The 25,471-nt window shown below is 58.6% G+C and carries 14 protein-coding genes; 12 read left to right on the forward strand and 2 right to left on the reverse strand.

Going from position 1 to position 25,471, the window contains the following annotated elements; translation table 11 throughout:
* The first annotated feature begins 88 nt into the window (after positions 1-88).
* Genes LVY71_RS07875 through LVY71_RS07895 form a run of 5 tightly spaced genes read left to right on the forward strand, consistent with a single transcriptional unit; the run spans position 89 to position 4,148 of the window.
* On the forward strand, positions 89-820 hold the full coding sequence (locus tag LVY71_RS07875; protein WP_235099244.1) for a GntR family transcriptional regulator: 732 nt from the start codon (positions 89-91) through the stop codon (positions 818-820).
* Entirely contained in the window at positions 786-1,181 is a 396-nt protein-coding gene (locus tag LVY71_RS07880; protein WP_235099245.1) for a carboxymuconolactone decarboxylase family protein, read from the forward strand. Before LVY71_RS07875 ends, LVY71_RS07880 begins: the two co-directional genes overlap by 35 nt.
* The gene (locus LVY71_RS07885; protein WP_283842512.1) at positions 1,174-2,076 is read left to right on the forward strand and encodes an NAD(P)-dependent oxidoreductase; all 903 of its coding nucleotides are present in this window, start codon (positions 1,174-1,176) and stop codon (positions 2,074-2,076) included. The genes LVY71_RS07880 and LVY71_RS07885 overlap by 8 nt, the downstream gene beginning before the upstream one ends.
* Before the next feature lie 2 nt (positions 2,077-2,078).
* A complete protein-coding gene (locus LVY71_RS07890; protein WP_235099246.1) occupies positions 2,079-3,329 on the forward strand; it encodes an alpha/beta fold hydrolase in 1,251 nt (416 codons plus the stop codon).
* 15 nt (positions 3,330-3,344) lie between these two features.
* Positions 3,345-4,148: an N-acyl homoserine lactonase family protein gene (locus tag LVY71_RS07895; protein WP_235099247.1), complete on the forward strand. Its 804-nt coding sequence runs from the start codon at positions 3,345-3,347 to the stop codon at positions 4,146-4,148.
* 22 nt (positions 4,149-4,170) lie between these two features.
* On the opposite strand, the gene LVY71_RS07900 is transcribed toward LVY71_RS07895, so the two are convergent.
* Positions 4,171-5,073 carry a LysR family transcriptional regulator gene (locus tag LVY71_RS07900; protein ID WP_235099248.1) on the reverse strand — a complete coding sequence of 301 codons (903 nt, stop codon included), beginning with the start codon at positions 5,071-5,073 and terminating at the stop codon, positions 4,171-4,173.
* A gap of 160 nt (positions 5,074-5,233) precedes the next feature.
* On the opposite strand from LVY71_RS07900, the gene LVY71_RS07905 reads away from it, so the two are divergent.
* The 6 genes from LVY71_RS07905 to cnbZ are packed head-to-tail and all read left to right on the forward strand — an operon-like array spanning position 5,234 to position 10,551.
* Positions 5,234-6,445: an amino acid ABC transporter substrate-binding protein gene (locus tag LVY71_RS07905; RefSeq protein WP_235099249.1), complete on the forward strand. Its 1,212-nt coding sequence runs from the start codon at positions 5,234-5,236 to the stop codon at positions 6,443-6,445.
* 33 nt (positions 6,446-6,478) lie between these two features.
* The gene (locus tag LVY71_RS07910; protein WP_235099250.1) at positions 6,479-7,345 is read left to right on the forward strand and encodes a branched-chain amino acid ABC transporter permease; all 867 of its coding nucleotides are present in this window, start codon (positions 6,479-6,481) and stop codon (positions 7,343-7,345) included.
* Positions 7,342-8,280: a branched-chain amino acid ABC transporter permease gene (locus LVY71_RS07915; RefSeq protein WP_235099251.1), complete on the forward strand. Its 939-nt coding sequence runs from the start codon at positions 7,342-7,344 to the stop codon at positions 8,278-8,280. The genes LVY71_RS07910 and LVY71_RS07915 overlap by 4 nt, the downstream gene beginning before the upstream one ends.
* Positions 8,273-9,022: an ABC transporter ATP-binding protein gene (locus LVY71_RS07920; RefSeq protein WP_235099252.1), complete on the forward strand. Its 750-nt coding sequence runs from the start codon at positions 8,273-8,275 to the stop codon at positions 9,020-9,022. The genes LVY71_RS07915 and LVY71_RS07920 overlap by 8 nt, the downstream gene beginning before the upstream one ends.
* Positions 9,015-9,746 carry an ABC transporter ATP-binding protein gene (locus LVY71_RS07925; protein ID WP_235099253.1) on the forward strand — a complete coding sequence of 244 codons (732 nt, stop codon included), beginning with the start codon at positions 9,015-9,017 and terminating at the stop codon, positions 9,744-9,746. The genes LVY71_RS07920 and LVY71_RS07925 overlap by 8 nt, the downstream gene beginning before the upstream one ends.
* A gap of 46 nt (positions 9,747-9,792) precedes the next feature.
* Positions 9,793-10,551, forward strand: coding sequence for a 2-amino-5-chloromuconate deaminase CnbZ (gene cnbZ, locus LVY71_RS07930; protein ID WP_235099254.1), 759 nt, complete (start codon positions 9,793-9,795; stop codon positions 10,549-10,551).
* Positions 10,552-10,613: 62 nt separating this feature from the next.
* On the opposite strand, the gene LVY71_RS07935 is transcribed toward cnbZ, so the two are convergent.
* On the reverse strand, positions 10,614-11,000 hold the full coding sequence (locus tag LVY71_RS07935) for a hypothetical protein (RefSeq protein WP_235099255.1): 387 nt from the start codon (positions 10,998-11,000) through the stop codon (positions 10,614-10,616).
* A gap of 246 nt (positions 11,001-11,246) precedes the next feature.
* On the opposite strand from LVY71_RS07935, the gene LVY71_RS07940 reads away from it, so the two are divergent.
* Positions 11,247-25,439, forward strand: a complete 14,193-nt coding sequence (locus LVY71_RS07940) for a DUF5801 repeats-in-toxin domain-containing protein (protein WP_235099256.1) — start codon at positions 11,247-11,249, stop codon at positions 25,437-25,439.
* The last annotated feature ends 32 nt before the right edge of the window (positions 25,440-25,471 follow it).

The following is a 25,471-nucleotide window of genomic DNA, read 5'->3' on the forward strand; positions in this document are numbered from 1 at the left end:
CTTTTGTGTTGTTGCCGTCAGTTTTCACGGAACATCTACCTCAGTCAAGCAGATTGACAGATTGTCTGACAAGATTGATGATGATGGTATGAGCGATCTGGATATGAACGTCAGCCGCGAAGCGATCACCCTGCGCATGCGTGTGGAGGACAAACTCCGCAGCGCCATATCGGCGGGCGTTTTCAAGCCGGGACAACGACTGATCGAACGTGAGTTGTGCGAACTGACCGGTGTGGGCCGCACTTCTATCCGCGAAGCGGTGCGACAACTTGAGGCAGAAGGGCTCATTACATCGGTGCCGCATCGCGGTCCCGTAGTGACTCGTGTTTCGGTCGATGAGGCGCGGCAGCTTTATGCGGTTCGTGCGCTTCTTGAAGGCGCAGCAGGACGCGCGTTTGCGGAGAGGCGTCCAGCGGAGCCCCTCGCGCAGATGTTCAAATCTGTCGGCGAGCTCGAAGTAGCGGCGAAAGCCGGTGACCGCGAAGCCCTGATCAAGGCGAAAACCCGTTTCTATGACGCACTGATGCGGGGATGTGGAAATATCTTCATCCAGCAGATGCTCACCAACCTGCACAACCGCGTCACCATGCTGCGCGCAACCTCGATGACGCATCCGGGGCGGCTTCAGAAAAGCCTCAAGGAAATCCGCAATATCGCCGATCTGATCGCCGCGGGCGATGCCGCAGGCGCGGAGAAGGCCTGCATCGATCATATTCACACTGCGTCCACCGTTGCGCTCACGGTGCTGTCAGACCTCGAAAAAGAATCAAAAAAGGAGACCCTGAATGACCGCAAAGCGTCCTCGTTCGGAAAAATTTGAAAAAGGCCTCAAGACCCGGACCGCGGTTCTTGGAGCTGAATATGTCGAGAAGTCGCTGGCCAATGCCGACGATTTCAGTTGGCCGATGCAGCAGCTCAGCACGGAATATTGCTGGGATGAGATCTGGAATCGGCCGGGGCTGGACCGGCGCAGCCGCAGCATTCTCAATCTAGGCATGATTGCCGCGCTGAACAGGCCGCATGAACTGAAGCTACACATTCGCGGCGCGATTCAGAACGGTCTGACCAAGGACGAACTGAAGGAGATATTCTTGCAGATCGCCTGCTATTGCGGGATACCCGCCGGCATCGACAGTTTCCGGCTCGCGCGCGAAGCATTCAAGGATATGGGCATTGACTAAGATCATAACGCCACCGGACGTGGTGGTATTCGTCGGCCTTGGGCAGATGGGTCTGCCGATGGCCAAGCGTTGCATCGCTGCGGGCTTCGAGGTCCGCGGCGCCGATCCGGCCCCGGTGGCGCGTGAAGCGCTGGCAGCCGCCGGCGGCAAGGCTTTCGCCACCGGACAGGAAGCTGCGGCGGGCGCATCAGTGCTCATCACGATGCTGCCTGACAGCAAGGTTGTGCGCGAAGCTGTGCTCGGCCCGAACGGTGTCGCGAGCGTCCTCGCGAAAGACGCGCTCATCATCGACATGAGTTCGTCGGTGCCGATCGATACCCAGTCGCTTGGCAAGGCGCTGGCCGAGCAGGGTATCGGATTGATCGACGCGCCGGTGTCCGGCGGCGTGAGGCGCGCTGTGGACGGTACACTCTCGATCATGGCTGGCGGCGATGCCGCGCTGGTTGAACGCGCAAGGCCAGTTCTGCAAGCAATGGCGAAATCGGTGTTCGCGACAGGACCGCTCGGTTCGGGCCACGCCATGAAGGCGCTCAACAACTACGTGTCGGCCGCGGGCCTTGTCGCGGCGTGCGAGGCGCTGCTGATCGGCCGAAGGTTCGGTCTTGCTCCCGATACGATCATCGACGTCCTCAACGCGTCTACCGGCAAGAACAACTCGACCGACGTCAAGATGAAGCAGTTCGTGATCTCGGAGAGCTTTGCCTCCGGCTTCTCGCTGGCCTTGATGGCCAAGGATCTGCGTATCGCTGCTGACCTGTCGAAGATTGTCGGTGTCGATCCCTCGAATGCCGAAACCATTGCCAAGCTCTGGGAAAACGCGTGGGAATCTCTCGACAAGGGCGCAGATCATACGGCGATCTATCGTTTCATCGAAGCCGAAGCCGGAGATCGATAAACGTGTCCGCGGCGCCGGTGGCCGAGCGATTGCGCGAACGCCTGTCGCTGGCGCTGCGCGATCCTGAGTTCGTACGACTCGGACCGTCCCTGCAAATAAACCTCACTTTGCGCATTGATGGCAGCGATCTTGCTCTCGTCTTTGAGAATGGGTGTTTTGGGCTTGGAAACGCGCCAGCGTTTCCGTCGATCGGGCTGTCTGCATCGGCCCCCGCCTGGGAGAAGTTGCTGCAAAATCCACCGCCGCCGACGTTTCATTCGTTCACGGCGCTCGATCTGGTCAATCCCGAGTTCTCCATCGATGCCGATCTCCTTGTGCTTGCGCAGGCAAGGCCTGTTCTTGAGCGGCTGATCGAGCGCGTCGTTCAAGTGCCGCAGATTGCGGTGGTTGCGCCGTCGCGCCGGTTGTCGCAGATCGAGGGGCGATGGACTCAGATCAGCGTGCGCGACACCGCGTATGACATTTTTGTCGAAAGCGCGGGGCAGGGTGTGCCCGTCGTGTTCCTTCACACCGCGGGCGCGGACTCCCGTCAGTTTCGGGCGCAACTCAGCGATATCGCCCTCGCGGAACGGTTCAGGATGATCGCGCCTGATCTTCCGTTTCATGGGCGCTCGATGCCGCCCGCGACATGGGACGGAGGAGACTACAAGCTCGATCTCACGACCTATCGTGAGTGGTGCGCCGCAATTTTCAGGGACGTTGTGGGTGAACCTGCCATCGTTGTCGGCGGATCGATGGGCGCGGCGATGGCGCTGGTGCTCGCGGCAGAACATCCGGATCTGCTTCGCGGGATCGTGGCCGTCGAGCCGCCGTTTCAGTCAAAGGGCCGGCGCAATCCGTTCCAGCATCATGTTGCCGTGCACGGCTCACTTCACAATGCGAGCTACGTTCGCGGCCTGATGAGTCCGCAAAGTCCTGAAGGCGATCGCCGCCAAGCGGCGTGGATCTACAGTCAGGGAGCGCCGGGGATCTACGGTGGCGATCTAGCCTTCTATTCGGACGAGTTCGACGGAGCTATCGTTGCCCGGAAGATTGACGCGGACAAGACGCCGGTGGCTCTCCTGTCAGGAGATTATGATTATTCGGCGACGCCGGCAGACGGTCGCAAGCTCGCAGCGTTGATCCCGGGGGCGTATTTTAAGGAGATGCGGGGGCTCGGCCATTTTCCGATGTGCGAGAATCCGGATCTCTTCCGCGCCCATTTGCTCTCGGCGCTCGGTCATATCCTGCAGCACGGGTCCGCGAAGCGGTGAGGGAGGGCGATCAAAATGAATGATCAGCATGAGATCTACGCCATTCGCTACGCGACCATGACCGGGCGTCAGCCGCATCAGAACTATCTGACGCCGGATGTGCACAACGAAGGCACCGATCTAGATTATTTTGTTTGGCTGATCCGCGGCGACGGCGGGGATATCTTGGTCGATACCGGCTTTAACGAGTCCGCCGCGCGCGAGCGGTCGCGGACGCTGACGATCAATCCCGCCGATGCCCTTGAGCGCTTTGGCGTACCGCCCGACAGTATCCGCGATGTGGTCATCACCCATCTGCATTATGACCATGCCGGTAATCTCGATCGCTTCCCCAACGCGCGGTTTCATTTGCAGGATCGCGAAATGAGCTACGCCACCGGGCGTTGCATGTGCCACGGCCTGCTGCGCTATCCGTTCTCCGCCGAAGACGTGACGCTGATGGTGCGTCATGTGTTCAGCGACCGCGTCTTGTTTCACAACGGCGATGGCGAGATCGTACCGGGGGTAACGCTGCACCATATCGGAGGTCACTCCGACGGTCTGCAAGTGGTGCGGGTGAACACCGAACGCGGGCCCGTGGTACTCGCGTCCGACGCTTCGCATTATTACGGCAACATGTATCGCCGCAATCCATTCCCGATCGTCTACAACCTCGGCGACATGATGGAGGGTTGGAAGGCCGTCGAACGCCTTGCGGGTCATCCCGATCGGGTCGTCCCCGGTCACGATCCGATGGTGCGCGATCTTTATCCGCGGGCGAGTGACGCGATCGACGCCGTGGCGCTGCACAAGAAGCCGAAGCGTTCGTTCGCCGTTTAGCGGGTTGCTGCGCGAATTCCGATCAGCCCCTTCGATCCTTCATCTTTTCCACTAGAAGCTGTGCCACCCGCGAGCCTGACGGCGTGGTGTTTCGTGTCGCCAGTTGCACCAGCGTGACTTGTGTCGCTTCAAGACGCTTGTCGCGCAGTGGGATTGCAACCAGCGTGCCTGCGATCAATTCGGGCATCGCCGAATCGCGTGGCAGAAACGTCCCGATCCCGGTTTTCGTGGCGATGGTGCGCAGGAACGCGATCGAATTGGTCTCGCTGTAGAGATCAAGCTGCACGTTGGCTTTGGCGCAGGCGCGGTCGATTTCCTGACGGATACCGAACGAGGGATCGGGAAGGATCACGCGCAAGCCCGCGAGATCCTTCACGGCGCAGTATTCTTTTGCCGCCATCGGATGATGGGGCGCGACCATTAGACATAACGATTGCCGCATGCGCGCCAGCTCGATCAGGTCGCGCCGCGGGGCGCGGCCGAATACAAGGCCAAGATCGACCTCGTGCCGCCCGACCATTTCCGCAACACCGCTGGTGCCCGCCGTCGTGACCGTGATCGAGATGCCGGGATAGTCCTTCGAAAGATCGACGACGAAGTCCGATACAAAGCTCGCGAGCAGACCTTCGACGGTTGCGATCCTGACGTGGCCGCGTTGCAGGGAGTCGAATTCCTCGACCTGCGCACGAATCCGGTCGAGCCGCTCACCGCACTCAACTGCATAGCGATAGAGCAGTTGTCCCGCGCCGGTCAGCGTCATGCCGCGTGCACCGCGCTCGAACAGCTTGGTCGACAGGTCGTCTTCTAGTCCCTGCATCTGCCGGCTGATAGCGCTCGGCGCGATATTCAACGACTCCGCTGCGCGCTTGATCGATCCGCGTAACGTGACTTCGCGGAAATACCGCAGGGCTGTGGATTCGATCATGGCTTGTTGTCCAGAAGGCGGCTTGCCCGGAAACGCAGCAGGCCCTGCATATCGTTCTAATTTTTAGAACGATAACTTCGAATTTCAATGCTTTTATTCGATCCCCTAATTTGCCATGCTTCCGGGTAGGTCACGCTCTCGTCCCCGATGGAGAAACCAGATGGCTCGCCTTTCGCTTACGTCGCTTCACCTGACCTCGCTTGTTCTTGCAGCCGCTGTTGGTCTGTGCGCATCCGCCGCGTTAGCGCAGGATGTCATCAAGTTCGGAGCGCCGCTCCCGCTGACCGGACCATTGGCACCGGAAGCGGTCAAGCAACAGCAGGGATATGATCTGTGGGCCGAGCAGGCCAACAAGGCTGGCGGCATTTCGGTCGGCGGCAAGAAGTACAAGGTTGAGATCGTCTACGCCGACTACCAGTCGAATACGCCGCGCGCGGTACAGACCACCGAGCAGATGATCACCCAAGACAACGTCAACTTCCTGTTCGGTCCATTCGGTTCGGGTGCGGCCAAGGCCGGCAGCAGCGTTTCCGAGAAATACAAGGTGCCAACGATCGCCGCGACTGCATCGTCATCGCAGGTCTACGATCAGGGCTATAAATATCTGTTCGGCACTTTCACGCCGAACGATACGCTGACCACACCGTTGACGCAGATCGTCAAGGCCAAGGCGGCGGACGTGAAGAAGGTGGCCATTCTGGCGCGCAACGATCTGTTCCCGCTGGCGATTGCGCAGGAAATGGAGAAGTCGGCCAAGGCCAACGGCTTTGAGGTCGTGTATTTCGAGAAGTATGCCATCAACACGCTGGATCACTCGGCGACGTTGTCGCAGATCAAGTCGCTCTCGCCGCAGTGGATATTCGCTACCGGCTACATCAACGACCTGCTGCTGATCCGCAAGCAGATGACCGACCAGCAGATCAAGGCGAGCGTCGTTTCGATGATCGCGGGCCCCGCCTATCAGGAGTTTATCGATGCTGCCGGGCCGGGCGGCGAGAATATCACCAGCGCTGCCTGGTGGCATCCTGCCGCGCAGTATTCCGGCAAGGACATTTTCGGCACGACCGCGAACTACGTGAAGCTGTTCCGGGAGAAGTACAAGTCAGAGCCTGACTATGCGCAGGCGTCCGCCTCGGTGTCCGGCGCGCTGTTCCAGTTGGCTATCGAGCGCGCGGGCTCGCTGGATCGCGACAAGGTACGTGACGAACTCGCCAAGATGGACGTCATGACGTTCTGGGGCCCGGTGAAGTTCGGCCCGACCGGCCAGATCAATTCGCTGGAGCCGCCGGTGTTCCAGCTTCAGGGCGGCAAGCCCGTGGTTCTCGCGCCTTCGATCATCAAGCAGGGCGAATTCAAGCTCGGCGTCAACTGATCCGGGCAAACTGAGAGAAGGTGGATACACGACATGCTGGCGGCCCAGATACTCATCAATGCTCTGGTGCTGGGTTGCCTTTATGCGTGTATCGCAATCGGCTTCTCGCTGGTCTGGGGCGTGCTGAACGTCATCAACCTGATTCACGGCTCGTTCATCGTGCTCGGCGCCTATCTGGCCTGGGGTCTCTACAACTCGCTGCACCTCTCGCCTTGGTATTCGCTCATTGTTGCCGCGCCGGCGTTCTTCGCAATCGGCTACATGCTCCAGCGCGTGATTCTCAATCGTGTGATCACCGCGCCGGTGCTGGTGACGCTGACGCTCACCTTCGGTCTCGACCTGATCCTCAACAACGCGATGATCTATTTCTTCAAGGCGGATTACCGGAAGCTGGTGCTGACGCCGCCGATGGGGTCGGTCTCGATCTTCGACGTGGTGGTGCCGGTCGATCGTTTGATCGCCACCGCAGCAGCGCTGGCGCTGACAGGAATTCTGTATCTGATCCTGCGACGCCTGCGCGTCGGACGCGCCATCGTGGCCGTCCGTCTCGACCGCGACGCCGCGAGGCTCATGGGCGTCGATGTGAATTCGATTTATGCCATTGCTTTCGGCCTCGGCGCTGCGCTGGCGGGTTGTGCCGGCGTGCTGATGGCGCTGATCTTCCCGATCTCGCCGCTGACGTCCTCGGCCTATCTCGGTAAGGCTTTCGTTGTTTGTGTTCTCGGCGGTCTTGGCAGCGTGTCGGGGGCGCTGGCGGGCGGCATCCTGTTGGCGCTGATCGAGGGGATCGGGTCGGCGGTGATGGGGCCGGCCCATGCGACCACGCTGTCGTTCGCGTTGCTGATTGTCTTCCTGATCGTTCGCCCGCAGGGCCTGCTCGGCCGAAAGGGCTTTGAATGACCCGGTCAAACCTCATCCTGTTGGCACTGGTCGTTTGTGTCGCTACGCTGCCGTTCTTCGGCGGGTCCTATGCACTGCGTCTTGGCACCATCGCCTGCATGTACGGCATTCTCGCGCTGTCGTGGAATATCGTCGGCGGCTTCGCGGGTTATCCTTCGTTCGCCACCGCCGCATTCTTCGGTTTTGGCGCATACGCCGCCGGCGTGCTGATCGGCAAGGGCTCGCCGCTTGTGGCGTCCGTTGCAATCGCGGGCCTGCTCTCGTTCGTAATGGCGGCGCTGCTCGGCGCGGCGCTGCTGCGCTTGCGGGGGCATTACTTTGCCATCGCAAGTCTGTCGCTGATGGAAGTGCTGCGCGAACTGGTCAACAATGCCACTGACCTGACCGGCGGCGGCATGGGACTGAATATCCCGGTGAGCGCCGCATCGTCTGGCGTGATGGCCGAGGCTACATTCTTCTTCTATCTGATGTGGGGCTTGCTGCTTGGCACCGCGGTGATGGTGATTCTGGTTGCGGGTTCCAAGCTCGGCTTCGGCCTCGCCTGCATCCGGCAGAACGAGACTGCCGCCAACATGATCGGCCTCAACACCACTCTCTACAAGAGTATCGCTTTCGGGCTATCCGCGTGTTTCGTCGGCGCTGCCGGTGGCGTCTACGCGGCGTGGGTTCACTACATCGACCCGTCGGATGTGTTCGACATTCTTTATTCGGTGAAGCCCATTGTCATGGCACTGATCGGCGGCGTCGGCTCGCCGCTCGGCGTCCTGATCGGAGCATTTGTCTATCTCGGTCTCGAGGAAGTGGTCTGGCGCAACTACATCCAGATTCACAGCGGTGTGCTTGGCGTGCTGATTGTCATCCTGCTGCTGTTCCTGCCGCACGGCCTGATGTCATTCCGCGATCGCCTCCTGTCGTGGAGGCCAAAGCGTGTCTGAGATTCTCAAGCTCGAATCCGTCTCGCGCAATTTCAGCGGCCTGAAGGCGCTGCGCGATGTTTCGCTCAGCGTCAGCAAAGGCGAGGTTCTTGGCCTGATTGGCCCCAACGGCGCGGGTAAGACCACGCTCGTGAACGTTGTGACCGGCGTCACACCGGCCAGTTCCGGCACGGTGACGTTCATGGGGCGGGACATTACGCGTGTAAAGACCTATCAGTCCGCACGCTTGGGGTTGTCGCGTACATTCCAGATCGTGCAGCCGTTCGCGGAATTCAGCGCGCTGGATAATGTCGCCGCGGCGGCGTTGTTTTCGCAGCCGGGCGAGAGCATTCGGACTGCGCGCGAGGAGGCAAGGGCGCATCTCGCGTTCGTCGGCCTCGAAGCACAGTCCGATCAGTCTGCGGCGACGCTGACGCTGGCAATGCGCAAGCGGTTGGAACTGGCGAAAGCTTTGGCGATGAAGCCGAAGCTGCTGTTCCTGGACGAGGTCAATGCTGGTTTGAACAGTGCTGAAGTCGAGCGTGCCACGAAGCTGATCCATCAGCTCGCCGAAAGCGGCATTACCATCGTGATGATCGAGCATCTGATGAAGGTAGTGTTGAATGTCTGCACGCGGATCGTCGTGCTGCATAACGGCCAGTTGATTGCCGACGGTGCGCCGCGCGACGTGATCAAGAATCCTGCGGTCGTGGAGGCCTATCTCGGCCAGCAATATGCACAGAGGGCTGGGGGCCATGGCTGAGACTCCCATTCTCGAACTGCACCAGTTGCGCGCAGGCTATGGCGAGGTCCAGGTGCTGTGGGGCATCGATCTTGTTGTCCGCAGAGGCGAAATCACCGCGCTGATCGGCTCCAACGGCGCAGGAAAGACGACACTGATGCGTGCGCTGTCGGGTCTGATTCCGATTCAGTCCGGAAGCTATCGTGCCGATGGTCTTGATCTTTCCAGTGCAAACGCGGCGGAAATCCTCTCGCACGGGATCGTGCACGTCCCGGAAGGCCGGCGGCTGTTCGGCGCCATGAGCATCGAAGACAATCTCTTGATGGGCGCCTATTCACGCAAGGCAACACGCACCGAGATCAGCCGCGACATGGATCGCGTTTACACGACGTTTCCGAAGCTGTTCGAGCGCCGCAATCAGGCAGCCGCGACACTTTCGGGCGGCGAGCAGCAGATGTGCGCGATCGGGCGTGGCCTGATGAGCGCGCCGAAACTGCTGATGATCGACGAGTTGTCTCTCGGCCTGTCCCCCTTGCTTGTCGAGCAGCTTGTCGCGGCGCTCCGTGCGCTTAACGCCGAAGGCATGTCGATCCTGTTGGTCGAGCAGGATGTGACGACCGCGCTCGATCTGTGTCACGCGGCCTTTGTCATGGACATGGGCCGCATCGTCCGGTCGGGGTCCGGAGCGGAACTGCTGGCCGATCCGATTATTCGCGACGCTTATCTCGGCGTTCTCGAAGAATAATTTGAATCCGACCTGAAAGAAAATCCGTTCAATAAGAAGAGGCAACATGATTGAGACAGTTGAAGCGCCTAACGGTGGCTACAGGTTCATGCCCGGCGTCAGCCAGTATTCCGCCGGCGTCGCAGCGCTGCAGGGGTTCACTCTGGAGCGCGTGCGGTTCACCAAGCCGGTACCGATCAAGGCAGGGTTCGAGCGCATCGCGCAGGTGTTAAAGGATGCGGGCCGGCCGCTGACCGCTTTTGCGGCGTGTGAGTTGCGTTCGCCGGCGCCGTTCACCGAAGAGGGCTTCGTCAAGTTCAACGAAGTTTACACGGGGACACTTAAGTCATGGGGCGTCGCTTTCCCGAATGGTCTCAATCCGGTGGCGCGTAGCAACGTCTGTCCGAAGATCGATCCGCCCGCTGAGCCGGGCTTCCATGCCTTTACCTATACGGTGCCTGCCGCGAATGCTCCGGCGTCTTTTGTAATTGCGGGTAGCGGCGAAGCGCCCGAAGGAAAAGGGAACTATCGCGATCACGCTGTTCGTTTGGGCGACACGTCACCAGCCGCGATGCTGGAGAAGGCGAAGTGGGTTCTCGGCGAGATGGAGCGCCGCATGAGCGCATTTGGCGGCGACTGGAGCCAGGTCACCGCCACGCAGCTTTACACCGTCCACGACATCTATCCGTTTATCGAAAGCGAGCTTGGAAAGCGCGGTATCTTCCGTCAGGGACTGACCTGGTACTTCAACCGTCCGCCGGTGAAGGATCTGGAATACGAGATGGATTGCCGCCGCGTGTATGTGGAACGCGTGATCGAAGGCTAATGGAACGCGGTCGGAAGCGACGCGGGAACGCGTCAGCTTCCGCCGGCAGCCATCCGAAATGATCAATACTTAGTATAGAGAACGGGCGTCACTGGCGGCTCGCCGGCCCGCCGGGAAACGGTGCATGCCAAGGGCGCGTTCTTGTCGAGATAGAGCGCTGCGGCGCTCTCAAACCCGTCAAACCAGATTCCCCTACCGGCGTATCGATATCCGACCCCCATCGGAATAAGGCGCATATGCACGCTGCTGTGCGGTCCGGTCACCAGATTGCCCGTCACAATGTCACCCGCCTCGCTGATAGCCCGGGGACAAAATGGGTAGCTGCGCCCATTTTCGCAGGTCAAAACAAAATCGGCACACAGTCCGCCAGCCTGCGCGGCTCCTGATAGCGCTCCTAACGAAGCAACGGCCAAGGCAGCCAGCGCAAAAAATCGCTTAAATATCATCATTTTCAAGACCCTCGCCGCAATCATTAACGGAACCTGTCCATTCGGACAAGCCCGGCATAGAGGATGGCACGCCTTACACAACCTTTAGTTGTGTTGCCAATTTAACCAAGTGCCCAACGAACGGTGATTTCCGCCCGCCGTTTTGTTGACGGTTCCATCAAGTTAAGTGAATATAAATATTAATATTTTCTAAATTTTTGCGGTCAGTGGTTGATTGCCCGCAAAGTTTTTTACGAGGGCGAAGTCATGAATGAGCGTGTAGTTATTGCACAGGCGAATGTTGCGTCACCTCAAGGTTCTTCTTCGCCAAAGATTGTGAAGGTCGTCAAACCGCAAGGTGATCAGGCCGTCACGCTTGATCTTGGCTTCGATCAAAACACCAAGCTCGATATGTCGTCCGTCGCGAACGAGAAAATGACTCTCGTTCATGTCGGCACAAAGCTGATCATTCTTTTCGACAATCGGTCGACGGTGACCGTCGAGCCGTTCTTCGATTCGACCGGCAAGCCGCTCAGCAATTTCAATGTCGATTTGGGCGCGGGACGCGATGTGTCCGGCGAACAGTTCGCCAGCATTTTCCCTATCACGGACGATCAGTCGGTTCTGCCGGCAGCAGGCGATGGCAACGGCGCAGCGAGCGGCGCGAACTTCCATGATAGCTCGGTCGATCCGCTCAATACCGGAAATCCGCTTGATCTGCTTGGTCAGGAGGAACTCGGGAATTTCGTCATCACAACCGAAACCACGCCGGTTGCTGCGGTGGACCTTTTTCCGACGCAGGTCGCAGGCGCGCGGGTCAGGGGCATTGTCGAGGAGGAAGAGCTTTCTCCTTTCCTCGAAAACACTGCGGCCGGTCAAGGCAATGAAGACGAAAGTTCTTTCCCGGGCGGCGACGCCGATATCCCGAGCGACCACACCATCACCACGCTTCATGTCAAAGGCTCGCTTGCGGGCCTTGTTACCGGTGGCGACGGCACGCTTACGTTCTCGATTCTGGACGTAACCAGCGACGGCAACCCGGCAAATGATTTCGTCAAGGACACCGCAGGCAACAACGTCAAGTCGCTTGGCGAAGACGTCAAGTACACGGTTTTCAGCAGCGCCGCCGGCGAGACCACCATTGAGGCGTGGGCGGGCACACGTCATGTCTTCACGCTTCATGTGTTGGCCAACGGTGACTACGAATTCACGTTGAACGACCAGATCGATCATCCGACCCTTAACGGAGTGGTCGGCGACAATCTCGAAAATCTGCTCGACATCAATCTCACAACTCTCATCCACGCCGTCGATGGGGACGGCGATCCCGTAACGCTCACCGGCGACGCGTTCGCCGTTACCGTGATCGATGACATTCCGGTTGCAACCGGCGAGGTTGTGACGCGGATTGTGACCGAGAACGATATTGCGACGCCATGGTCGAGGGGCACTAGCCCGGACGATGGTAGTGCTGACGGATCGGCGACCGGTGATCCGAGTCAGGTGTTCGGAGGTCCGGCTTACATCTTTGGAAGTCTCGCGGGTACGGTAAGCATCGGCGCCGATGCTTATCCGCAGGGTGGTGAACAGCAGCCGCACATTTTCGGATTTGCCGACAATGCCGTCGAATACATGACGAGTCTCGGACTGTTTTCGAAACAGTCGGTTCAGCCGGCGAGCGAGAACGGACTCAAACTTTTCTATACGACGTCGACATCCGGTAACTGGGTTATCCTGACGGGCTATGAGCCCGATCCCAATTTCGGTCCCAACGAAGTCGGGAACACGGGCAATCCTGTTTTCGAACTCCGGGTTGATCAGACGACCGGCGCTTATGAATTCCGTTTGTATGACGAGTTGATGCACCAGAACTCGTCCGATCCTGCCGACGACTTCGCATTGCGTTCGGATCAGCCGGGCGGCTTTACCTTGATCGACGGGATCAACTTCGGTCACATTATTACTGCGACCGACTATGACGGCGACACCATCACCCTGGACGGCAAGTTCATCGTCAAAGTTCAGGACGATCATCCGGTTGCTCAGATCAGGCTCAATGGAAACGAAAGCCTTATCCACGACGAGACACCCGGTATCGATGGTGCCGATGATGTAACGTTCGGTCAGTTGTCAGCAGGTGCCCAGGCCGCGTTCGGCGGTTTAGAGAACAAGGGCGACGATCCGGACGTCACCCCGAATAATCATACTGACGCGATTGGTTATGCCCGCGACGGCGACGCGATCGTTATCGACACTTCCGTCATTGGCGCCGACGCACCCGCCGCCACGCGTGTATTCTCGCTGGAACTCCAAAGCGGTTTCACCAGCGTCGATTCCGGCCTGAAGACCACAGAAGGCCTCAACATCTGGCTGGTTAAGGAAGGCGATCTGATCGTCGGGCGAGCTGATCTCGATGGAAATGGTTCGGTCTCGAAGCTGACCGATCCCGCAGCCTTCGCCATTTATCTCGGTCAGAACGGCCAGATCAGCGTTGCCCAGTATCTCTCGATCCAGCATGACGACCGGGGCGATTCCGACGAAAGCAACGACAACGGAACCAACTGGAATGATGCGTCGCCGGGGGACAATCACCCGGTTCAGCAGACGCTTGACGACAAAATCTTTGCAAAAATTACGGTCACGGATTCCGATGGAGACGTTAGTTCGGCGTCGGTCGATATTGGTAGTCGCATCGTTTTCCAGGATGACGGTCCCGAGATTTCCCATCTCAAGCTCAAGTCTGGCGCGGATGTCGTCCACGATGAAACGCCCGGCGTTGACCCCGGGAGCGACGATTCCGCCGCTGACTTGTCGGTTTTGTTTGCAAACGTCTCCGGCCTGAAAGGTGAAGATCCGCATGTTCCACCGGCCAGCGGGCCGATTGGATATGCCCAGAGCACCGGTGCGATCGTTCAGTTCAGCGTCGACTACGGCGCGGATGGACCCAAGGCTGAAGGGGCACTGAAATACGCCTTGCAATTGGACCACAACAATATCGATTCCGGTCTCAAGACCACGGAAGGCCGCAGCATCTACCTGTTCCAGGACGGCAATTATATTGTCGGCCGATATGAAGTGGGGGGTGACGGCAGGCCAGGGAACGACGGCGACACGAGTAATGAATTCGCCGCGTTTGCGCTCACTATCGACCCGAGCACGGGTCAGATTTTGCTCGTTCAGTACGTCTCGCTGTATCACCCGGATGCGGGCAGCACCGCTGCCGACTACAATGAGACAATCGATATCAAGGATGGAGTGCTGTTCGTTGCAGTGACCGCGACGGATGGAGACGGGGATTTCGATACCGACTTGGTCGATATCGGGACCCGGATTGAGTTCAAGGACGACGGCCCGAAGATGGTGGCGGGCACCATCAGCGTCGAAGTCGATGAAGATGGTTTGACCCTCGCGAGCGGCGGCGCGGGTAATCCGGATGCCGGGCGTCCGGGTGAAACCGGACCCACATCCGCATCCGCGACATTCACGGGCGCTATCGGCACGCTCAACGCGCTGGTGAATTTCGGCGCGGATGGCGCGCACGCGACCAATGCCTTCTCGCTCAAGACCCAGAGTCCGATCGATTCCGGCCTGACATCGACCGATAACGGTATTGCACAGCATGTGCTGATTTCGTCCAATGGCACGACTCTGCGTGGTTATGTTGAAAGCGGAAATGGCATTGGCTACAGCAATGGCGATCGCGAAATATTCACGCTCGTCGTCAATGACGACGGTTCGTATGTCTTTACCCTGAAGGATCACGTCGACCATCCGGCAGGTAGTGGGGAAAATCTGCTCGGCACATCGATCGATCTTTCGAAATACATCATCGCGCGCGACGGTGATGGTGACACTGTGACGTTCGGCCCGGGTGCGTTCACGATTCAGATTCGGGACGATATTCCTGTCGTCGGGGCCGCTCCGACGAACCTGGTGACCAATGGAGATTTCGTCGAAGGCAATAGCTGGTCGCCCCCGGCGTTCTGGGGTTCGTTGGCGCCACAAGGCACGGTTCCCGGCTGGACCATTGCTGGCGATCCTTCCGATCTGCCGGTCAATGGAATCCAGTTCGAACGTCAGAGCGACGGTTTCCATGGGCTGTTCTCATCAACCCACAACGGCATGATCGATCTCGGCGCTTCGCCGGGCAACTATCAGCTTTCGCAGACGTTTGCCGCGCCGAACCACACGCTGGTCGGTGGCCAGACCTATGTCATCCAGTTCGAGGCTGGCGCGCCATTTCCCGGCACTGCGCTGCTCGAAGTTTACTGGGGCAACACCAAGATCGGCGTTATCGATACGACGGTCTCCAGCGGCATGCTGGATAAATATGCCTTTACCGTCACGGCATCGAACACGCCGAGCGATAACACGCTTTCGTTCCATGAAATTGGAACGGGTCACGCGTCGCTGCTGCCGGGGGAGTTGCAGGATGAGGGCTATCACGGAACGTATATCGCCAACGTCCAGGTGCTTGCGGTCAATGCGGTCGTTGACGAGGACGGTCTCAACAACGCCAACGCACATGGCATCGGCGACGGCAATCAGATCGGCGACGCGACGAGCAACTCGGCGTCCGTAACATCAGCCCTCAATATCCAATGGGGCGCAGACAACGGCGACGCCAATGATGTTGGCGGCAAGCAGGACGGGGTGGATGGCGTTTCCGGTCTGATCGGCCGAAGCCTGACGTTTACGGACACCAATGTGACCGTGGGTGGCACGTCTGCCCTGAAGTCGAACGGCGATGTCGTCAAATTCGCCCTCGTGGACGAAGGGACGCGCCTTGTTGGCTATGTCGACAGCGGGGCTGCCGGCTATCAGGTCTCGGACCGTCTGGTCTTCGAAGTCAGCCTGTCTGATGACGCGAGCGGCTCGTTCAAATTCACGCTCCACGACAATCTCGATCACGCCGATGGCGGCAACGAGAATGATATAGCGCTCACCTTCAACTACACCGCGACGGATTCGGACGGCGATAGCGTCTCAGGTTCGTTCATTGTCGGCGTGGACGATGACATGCCCGTGGTGCTCGTCAATCAGTCGACGGCTCCGACGCCTGCCGGGCTTCTGCTCAACCTCGACGAGACCGTTAATCCGGATCACGACAATATCCAGAACGGCGGCGATCATTATAATCCGGCAGAAGTGGCCGGTGCCGACCACAACGGCGATCTTGACGATGTGTCGAACGGGGTGGGCAGCTTCAATGCCGCGCCGGTACTGCTGACGAATCCCGCCAACGCCACGAATCCGTCTGCCAGCGAAGCGATCGGACATCTGGAAACCGCCGCGGGTGCGGTCGCCGGACTGTTCTCCGTTTCCAGCAATTACGGCGCAGATGGCGCAGGCACGACGACTGCAACGCTCAGCTTCACGTTGACCGGCGGTCAGATTGTGACCAATCTCAAGGTGACAGCACTCGACAACACGGTGCTCGAGGGCACGAGCGACGGTTACCGCACGATTGTGCTGTATCAGTCCGGGAATACGATCGAAGGACGGATCGCTGGCGACGGCATCGCTGGCGGCGGCGACGAACTGGTCGCTTTCCGCATCTCGATTCTGAATGCGAACGATCCGGCCAACGCCAAGATTGCGGTCGATCAGTTCCTGCCGGTCGATCACGGTGGCAGCGAAGATCCTTCGGTTCTCGACGAAGCTATTTCGCTGTTGATCGCAGGCAACGGCTCCCTAGGTCTGACCCAGACCGTGACGATTACGGATGACGACGGCGATACGGCGACATCGTCGGCGACGGTTTCGCTGATTTCCAACGAGTCTTCCTTTATTTCGTTCGACGATGACGGCCCAGCTCCGCCCGTGCTGACATCGAATGCTCTCAGCAACGGACTGTTCTTTGATGGGTTTACGTCAAATAGTCCCGAGTGGGGTACGGGCAGCGGTGTTGCGACCGTTAACGCCGGGGGCTGGTCTATCGGAGGTTCGCAACTCGAGCGCGTTGGCGATGGTTATCGCGGAGTCCATAGCCCGACCAACAGTCTCATTGTCGATCTTGAAGCGAGCCCCGGCAACCTCACGCTTTCGCAGATTGTTAGCGGCCTGACCGTCGGCGAAAAATATCGGCTGTCGTTCGAAATTGGCGAAGCCGATCACAACTCGGGCGACTTTGGCGATGCCAAGGTCGAGGTGCTGTGGAATAACGTGGCGGTTGGGACATTTGATCCTCACACCGGCGTGATGCAGACGATTTCGCTGGATATCGTTCCGACGGGAACATCTGGCACCCTGACATTCCGTGAGATCGGGACGGCCGGCGACAATACCGGCACCTATCTCGCCAACGTCAAGTTCGTCGATGCGATCATCATCGATGAAACTCCGGGAATTGATAACGACAGCGATGATACCGCCGCGAATACCGGCATTGCCGCACTGTTCGCCAACGTCGCCAATCCCGGCGCCGATCCTGGCATGGGATCGCCGCAATACGCTACCAATGGCAAGGCAGTCGTTAAAGTCGGAACACCGGATTTGGGCATGGATGGTCCGGCATCAAGCGATACGGTCCATTACAGCTTCGTTTCTGTAAACGGGACTGATTCCGGCCTGACGACGACTGACGGCAAGATCATCAAGCTGTTCCAGAGCGAAGACGGCCTGATCGTTGGGCGATATGACGCCAACAATGGCGCGGTCGATTCCAGCGATCCTGCCGCGTTTGCGCTGGTGATCGATCCTGTGACGGGAGTGGTTTCCGTCGCGCAATACGTTTCGCTCCATCATCCGGACGTCACCAGCTTCGACGAAGGTATTTCGCTCGCAGCAGGTTCCGTTTCGGTAAAGGTGACGCTGACCGATGGCGACGGCGACAAGGTTTCATCCGCTCTCGACGTTTCCAATCTCGTAATCTTCGAGGATGACGGTCCGACAGTTGCCGGTATCAATCTGATTGTGAACGGGAGCTTCGAGCTCGGTCACAATTTGGTCGGCGACAATTGGGACATTTTCAACAGCATCGCAGGCTGGACGATGGGTGCCGATGGTGCTCCGTTCGAAATCCAGCACGGCAATGTTGCCGGGCAAACTGCACATACCGGTTCGTCAAAGGTCGAGCTCGATTCCGATCCGTTCGGATATCCGGCGGCGGATCAGGGCGGCACCGACAAGAATCCGACCAGCATCACCAATGCGACGATCCAGCAGGTCGTTGCAACGGAGGCCGGCCAGACCTACGAGCTGACTTTCTGGTACGCGCCGCGGCTTGACGACACCAGCAAACTCGGAGCGAACGGCGACAGCAACAACTTCAGGATCCACTGGGGTAATGACGTTATCAACGTCGATCTGACGGGCGCGTCGGCCGGCTGGCACCAGTACACTGTGCTTCTGACGGCAACGGGTTCCAGCACGATCGTCGGTTTCAGCGGTGCAGGCACTGCGAACGCGTACGGCGCATTCATTGACGATGTGTCGCTCAGCGCGGTCGGCGTGGTTGATGAAGACGGTCTGGTTCCTTATGGCAACCACGATACCCAGCCGGGTGACGTGCAGGGCAATGCCACTTCCACCACAGGCGCCCTCGGGATCAATTGGGGTGCCGATGACGAAGATGCCGGGGTAGATGTTGTCAATCTCGACGGCAGTTTCGTGCAGGATCACGGGTTGGGCGGTCTGACGGGACGTTCGGTCGCATTTGCCAATGCTACTGTCAGCGTTGCTGGCGTGAGCGGCGATTTGAAGTCGCACGGCGAGATCGTTCACTATGCGCTGTTGGCTGATAACACGAAGCTGATCGGTTATGTCGAGAACGGAGCGGCGAACAACGGATATCAGGATACTGATCGCGTTGTTTTCGAGGTCACGCTGTCCGACGAAGACACCGGCAAGTACAATTTCATTCTCAAGGGGCAGCTCGATCACGCTCCCGGCGATGCCGAGAATGACATCAAGCTGACCTTCAATTTCACCGCAACCGACGGCGATGGCGATAACGCCAATGGCACATTCCAGGTGCTGGTCGATGACGACATGCCGGTCGTGATAGCCGATGGCTTTGTCTCCGGAGCTGTTGATGAAGATGCCTTGACCGGAGTTTCTGTCGGAAATCCCGATTCCGGCCGTTCCGGCGAAACGTCTGGTACAAATCAGGCAGCCTACCACTCGGACGTCAATAATTCGCTGAATGCACTTGTGCATTTTGGCGCCGATGGCCCTGGCAGCACGGCCTTCAAGCTTGTGACGCAGGCTGATGCGAAGAGCTGGATTGCCGGTCTCAACCTGGAATCCAAGGGGGGTGAGATCGACGACGCGGCTATTTCGGGCAATACGGTCACGGCGAAGGCGCACGACGGGCGTAGTGTATTCTCACTGACCGTCAATGCGGATGGTTCATGGACCTTCCAGTTGATCGATCAGATTGATCATCCTTTGATCAACGATCCATCGACTCCTGAGGCGGAGAAGGCTTTCGAGGATGAGCTTTCTATCAGTCTTGGTGGCTTGATCGTTGCCATCGACGGCGATGGTGATGCTGTGCCACTGGCGAATGCCAACTTCCAGATCGTGGTTCGCGACGACATTCCTTATTTCGACGCCATCGATCCTCAAACGGACACGCAGGTCGGGTCTGTCGTTCACGGCAGCTTCAACTTCCACGTGGGAGCTGATGAGCCGGGACATTTCAATATCATCGCGCCAACCATCGAAGGCGTGACCGTCACCACCAGTACGGATGCGGGCATCATAACCGTCACCGGCACGTTCGATGACAGCGGAGAGCCTTATTATGTTCTCACCGTCAATCCGAACGGCACATACACCTTTACTCTCGATAACTTGCCGATTACCGCGAGCCCGCTTCCCTTTGTAAATCTGAAAGGCGGCTTTGGGCCGACGCCGGCAAAGGACTTCGGATCGGTCACCTTTATTGCCGATGCCGGTCACAGCGTGAACGGCTCAGGACAGGGCATCGGTATCGATAGTGACAATTTCGGCAATGGCGAACACCTTACGGTGCAGTTCGACAGTCCGATGACGAAGACAGATCTCCACTTTATGCAGACGGGGAGCGGCGACGTCACTATCAGTTGGAAGGCTATCGACAGTGCGACCGGGCACTATGAAACGGGAACGTTGACCATTCCCCAGAGCGAGGCCGGCGCCGGCAGCTACCTGATCGATATTCTTGCGAACAACGCGACCACCGACGGTAATCCTCTGACGACCGATATTTCGCATTTCGACAAGCTCGAACTGACAGCGACCTCGGCGCACAGTGGAGAGGTCAAGATTCAGGGCATCGGCGGCACCCAACTGGTGGCTGGCGCGGATGTCGGTCCGTTTGACTTCACTTTGGTCGGGTCCGACTACGACAACGATCAGGCCTCGGCCACGATCCATATCGATTACGTGCCCTCCGACGCCAACACCTTGCCGACACTGACGGTGCAGGATGGTTCGGTTTCGGAAGCAGGCCTTCCTGCGCGCACTATTGCAGCAATCAATGAGCCCGCGGGCTCGGATTCCGCCGGCGATTCCGAAAAGACGACAGGCCAAATCTCCTACGGCGCGGCCGATGGTCCCGGAGTTGTGACGATCGATGGCGTGCAGGTCACGTCGGTCGGTCAGCAGTTCGTTCACGCGGGGATCGGCACGCTGACGATCACCAGCATCGTGGCTGGCACGATCGATTACAGCTACACGCTGATGGATAATACGTCCGGTGACGATACATTCGACCGCTTTGCAGTCGTCGTGACCGATTCAAATAATGATACCACCGCGGACTTCCTGGACATCAACATCATCGATGACGCGCCGATTGCATCCAACAACACCGCATCTGTGCGGGAGAGCAGCGGTCCGACAAATGTCGTCCTGGTTATCGATACGTCGGGCAGTGTGGACGGCACCGCTCTCAACATCGAAAAGGCAGCCGCGATCAATCTGCTGAATGCCGGCATCAACGGCGGTCAGGTCCTTGTCGTTGATTTCAATGACGATACCCACAATTCCGGCTGGGTCAGCGTCGCCAACGCCATCACTTACATCAACAATCTTCATTCCGGCGGTGGCACCGATTACGACAATGCGCTTGCGGGCGTAACCAGCTTCTTCAATAGCCATGCAACGCCGTCGGCATCGGAGACAGTCGTCTATTTCCTCTCGGACGGCGATCCCAACAGCGGCACGGGCATTGGCTCGAGCGATCAGACCGCATGGGAGCAGTTCCTTTCAACTAACAATATCGGAACCGTGTACGGCGTTAAGGTCGGATCTACCAATCCCGACAATGACATTGCGCCGATTGCTTTCCCGAACGACGCTGTCAATAACATCGGTATCGGCAGTAATACCAATGCGCTCGTCGGCACGATTACATCTTCCGTGCACACTGTTTCCGGGAATGTGCTCACCGATGGCACTGCGGACAAGTTCGGCGCTGACGGCGGGCGGATTCTGTCGATCTCGGTGGGCGGAACGACCTATACGTGGAATGGGGCCAGCAAGATCGATCCCGGTACCCCCGCTGTTTCAGGCGACGATATTTCCGGCACCAGCATTACGAATGTCATAACGCCGAACGGCGGCAAGCTGACGTTCAATTTTGCCAACGGAAGTTGGACCTATACTGCGCCGTCGAATATCCCGGTAACGACCAGCGATGTATTCACCTACGTTCTCGTGGACGGCGACGGGGATCCGTCCAATAGCGCCACATTGACCGTCACGGTCAATGCGACTGACGACGCGCCGATCATTACATCCAACGGCGGCGGCACCACGGCTTCGATCTCGGTTGCCGAGAATACGACAGCGGTGACGACGGTTACCTCGACCGATATCGATGGCCCGAATCCGACATACTCGATCATCGGTGGATCGGACTCCGGAAAATTTACGATCGACGCTTCGACTGGCGCGTTGTCTTTCGTGGCTGCCCCGAATTACGAATCTCCGTCGGATTCGAATACGAACAATAGCTATGTCGTTCAGGTCCAGGTTGCGGACGGCGCTGGTGGCACCGATACCCAAACCATCACGGTCAATGTCACGAACGTGAACGAAGCGCCGGTGCTTGCGCCGGATGCCAGTGAGGTGACCTATATCGAGAATGCTGCCGCCCTCAAGCTCATTCCAGGTGCGACTGTTACGGACCCAGACAATCCGTCGAACTTCAGCGGCGGCTCGGTCGATGTTTCGCTGACGAACGCGGTTGCGGGTGATCAGTTGACAATCGTCACTGCCGGCACGCTCACGCTGACTAACGGCAATGCCACCGTGAGGATCAACGGCACGTCTGTTGGCACCGTCTCGGGATACGGAACGACGCATCTGGTTATTACGTTCGATTCGGATGCGAGCGATGCCAATGTCGAAGCGATCATCAAGGCCATCGCCTTCAGTTCGACATCGCAAAATCCAACCAGTGCCGATCGCACCGCCACCATTGTCTTCAATGATGGCGACAACATCGGCAGCGGTCCGGCTCTCAGTGACACCTCAACGATCACCATTCACGTCACTCCGCAGAATGATACGCCAGGTGTTCCGGCCGACTCTAACGCCCCGAGCGGCGGTAGTGTCGCTGAAGGCGCGGCGAATGGCACGGCCGTTGGAATTACGGCGCTTTCGACCGATCCGGATGGCGATGTGATCAGCTACACCTTGACCAACGATGCCGGTGGCAGGTTTGCCATCGATTCATCGACGGGTATCGTCACGGTGGCGAATAGTGCGCTGCTCAATTACGAGGGAGCGACCAGCCACACCATCACGGTGAAGGCCACCGACCCAAGCGGTGCGTTCAGCACGCAGAACTTCACGGTCAGCGTGACCGACGTCGCGCCGACCGCGCCGACCGACAGCGACGGCGTCACTGGCGGTTCTGTCTCCGAAGATGCGGCGAACGGTACGGCGGTGGGAATCACGGCGGCATCGACCGATGTCAACGGCGGCGCGGTGAGCTACTCGTTGACCGACAACGCCGGCGGCCGGTTCGCGATTAATAGCTCGACGGGTATCGTCACGGTGGCGAATAGTGCGCTGCTCAATTACGAGGGAGCGACCAGCCACACCATCATCGTGAAGGCGGTCGACCCAAGCGGTGCGTCCAGCACGCAGACTTTCACGATCGATGTGACTGACGTCGCGCCGACAGCACCCACCGACAGCAACGGCGTGACCGGCGGTTCCGTCGCCGAAGGGGCCGCGAACGGCACGGCGGTGGGGATCACGGCGGCATCGACCGACGTCCATGGTGGTACGGTAACGTACTCGTTGATGGATGATGCTGGCGGTCGTTTTGCGATCAATGGCTCGACAGGTGTTGTGACGGTTGCGAACGGAACGTTGCTCGACTTCGAAACGGCAACCAGCCACACCATCACCGTGAAGGCGGCGGATGCCAACGGACTGTTCAGCACGCAGACCTTCACGATTGGTGTGACTGATGTCGCGCCTTCGGTGCCGACCGACAGCAACGGTGTCACCGGTGGTTCCGTTGCCGAAGGGGCCGCGAACGGCACGGCGGTAGGGATCACGGCGGCATCGACCGACGTCAACGGCGGTGCGGTCACATACTCGTTGACCAATAACGCCGGTGGCCGGTTCGCCATCGATTCATCGACCGGTGTTGTGACGGTTGCGAACGGAGCGTTGCTCGATTTCGAGACAACGACCAGCCACACCATCACCGTGAAGGCGGCCGATCCAAGCGGTGTGTTCAGCACGCAGAACTTCACGATCGGCGTGACCGATGCCAACGATGCCCCCGTTGCGGTGGCCGATCAGGTCATCACCAACATCATCGACGGATCGCAGATCATCATTCCAAAGGCGGTCCTGCTGGCCAACGATACCGATCCCGACAGCGATCCGCTCAGCTTCGGAAACGTCACCAATCCGGTGAACGGTGTAGCCGGCCTGAGTGGTGGGAACGTCACGTTCACGCCGCCCGCTGCAACCCAGCCTATCAACGCGAATTTCGCGTCGAATGAGAATGGGTTCGTCTATGCAGACGGCCGATTCGGCGGTGGAGAACCGGCTTCAGGTACACGCGTAACGAATGCGCCAGGCTCCAACACCGCGCTTCGAGTCCTTCTTGGCGGCGAAAACAATACGCCCACGACCAATATGACCGGCGGCTGGCGTAGTACGTTCAACCTCACGACAGCGGCTCTGGTTACGATTACATTCGATTATTATCTCACACTCAGTTCTGGGACTGACTTGGGAGACGACGGTCAGGTTTTGATGGCTGTGGACGGAACCACCCACGGAACGGGTTCGGACTCTTACGTGGCCAAACTGGCGGGCTCTAATAGTGGATCGAATGACGCCACGACTGGTTGGAAAACCTACACCATAACACTGGATCTTGGTGTCGGTAGTCACACGCTCGATCTGGGCGCATTGATGACGTCGAAGGATAGTTCAAGCGAAACAGCCACAGCTTATTTCGACAACGTCCATGTCGATATTCCCGGCTCGTTCCATTATACGGTGTCGGACGGCTCGCTTACGAGCGATGGACTGGTCACGATCACGGGCCAAAGCGGCTCGACGATCACCGGCACATCGGCCTCCGAGATTCTTATTTCGGGCTCCGGCAGCGATACGCTGAACGGAAACGGCGGAAACGACACCTTTATCGGCAACGGTGGCAACGACATCCTCAACGGCGGAACGGGCAACGACACCTATCGTTTTGGTCTGGCCGATGGCAATGACACCATCAATGACAGCGGCGGCTCTGATCGCATCCAGATCATGGCGGAAAGTCAGGCGCTCACCTCGCTGAATTTCTCGGAAGGAAGCAGCGACAACCTGGTGATCCAGTTCAATGGCCAGCAGATCACGGTCACGGATCACTTCAACGGCTCCAGCGAGGAAATCGAAAAGATTTCATTCGATGGCGCAACCATCGGGGGCTACGCGCTTGGTGCGGGTGACTATGTCATCAGCACTGATGGGAGTGGCGGTCGATCGGTTCTGACCAGCGCTAACACAATCCTTATTGATGACAGCAACGGTGATATCTTGACCGGGAATAGCGGCAACGATCTGCTGTTCGGAAATGGAGGGAGCGACACTTTGATCGGTGGTGGCGGAAGCGATCTTTTGGTCGGCGGAACCGGCGCAGATCATTTCAGGTATACGTCTGCGTCAGACGGAGGCACTTTCGCAAATCACGCAGGGGCCGATCATATCCTCGACTTCAGTAGCGCTGATGGCGACTCGATTGATATATTGCTGTCTCAGTTTGGCGGAACGGCAACCGGTCTCCAGGTCGGAGTGGCGGTTACGGCGGCGCAGTTCAAGGCCGACGCTACTGATAACTTTGGTTCGGCTAACGAGCGTTTCCACTACAATACAGATACGCACACGCTGTTCTACGACTCAAACGGAAATTCAAGTGGTGGAATCCAGGCAGTTCTGGCTGTGCTCGATAACGCAGTGAATCTGCAAGCCAGCAACATCCATATTGTCAGTTGAGAAGAATTGAATGCACAAAAGGGCGCCCCGCG

It is taken from the genome of Bradyrhizobium sp. G127, assembly GCF_021502575.1.
Taxonomy (GTDB): Bacteria; Pseudomonadota; Alphaproteobacteria; order Rhizobiales; family Xanthobacteraceae; genus Afipia.

Coding starts and splice junctions, on each gene's coding strand:
- LVY71_RS07875 (WP_235099244.1), top strand. CDS start 89: ATGAGCGATCTGGATATGAACGTCAGCCGCGAAGCGATCACCCTGCGC.
- LVY71_RS07880 (WP_235099245.1), top strand. CDS start 786: ATGACCGCAAAGCGTCCTCGTTCGGAAAAATTTGAAAAAGGCCTCAAG.
- LVY71_RS07895 (WP_235099247.1), top strand. CDS start 3,345: ATGAATGATCAGCATGAGATCTACGCCATTCGCTACGCGACCATGACC.
- LVY71_RS07900 (WP_235099248.1), bottom strand. CDS start 5,073: ATGATCGAATCCACAGCCCTGCGGTATTTCCGCGAAGTCACGTTACGC.
- LVY71_RS07905 (WP_235099249.1), top strand. CDS start 5,234: ATGGCTCGCCTTTCGCTTACGTCGCTTCACCTGACCTCGCTTGTTCTT.
- LVY71_RS07910 (WP_235099250.1), top strand. CDS start 6,479: ATGCTGGCGGCCCAGATACTCATCAATGCTCTGGTGCTGGGTTGCCTT.
- LVY71_RS07915 (WP_235099251.1), top strand. CDS start 7,342: ATGACCCGGTCAAACCTCATCCTGTTGGCACTGGTCGTTTGTGTCGCT.
- LVY71_RS07925 (WP_235099253.1), top strand. CDS start 9,015: ATGGCTGAGACTCCCATTCTCGAACTGCACCAGTTGCGCGCAGGCTAT.
- cnbZ (WP_235099254.1), top strand. CDS start 9,793: ATGATTGAGACAGTTGAAGCGCCTAACGGTGGCTACAGGTTCATGCCC.
- LVY71_RS07935 (WP_235099255.1), bottom strand. CDS start 11,000: ATGATGATATTTAAGCGATTTTTTGCGCTGGCTGCCTTGGCCGTTGCT.
- LVY71_RS07940 (WP_235099256.1), top strand. CDS start 11,247: ATGAATGAGCGTGTAGTTATTGCACAGGCGAATGTTGCGTCACCTCAA.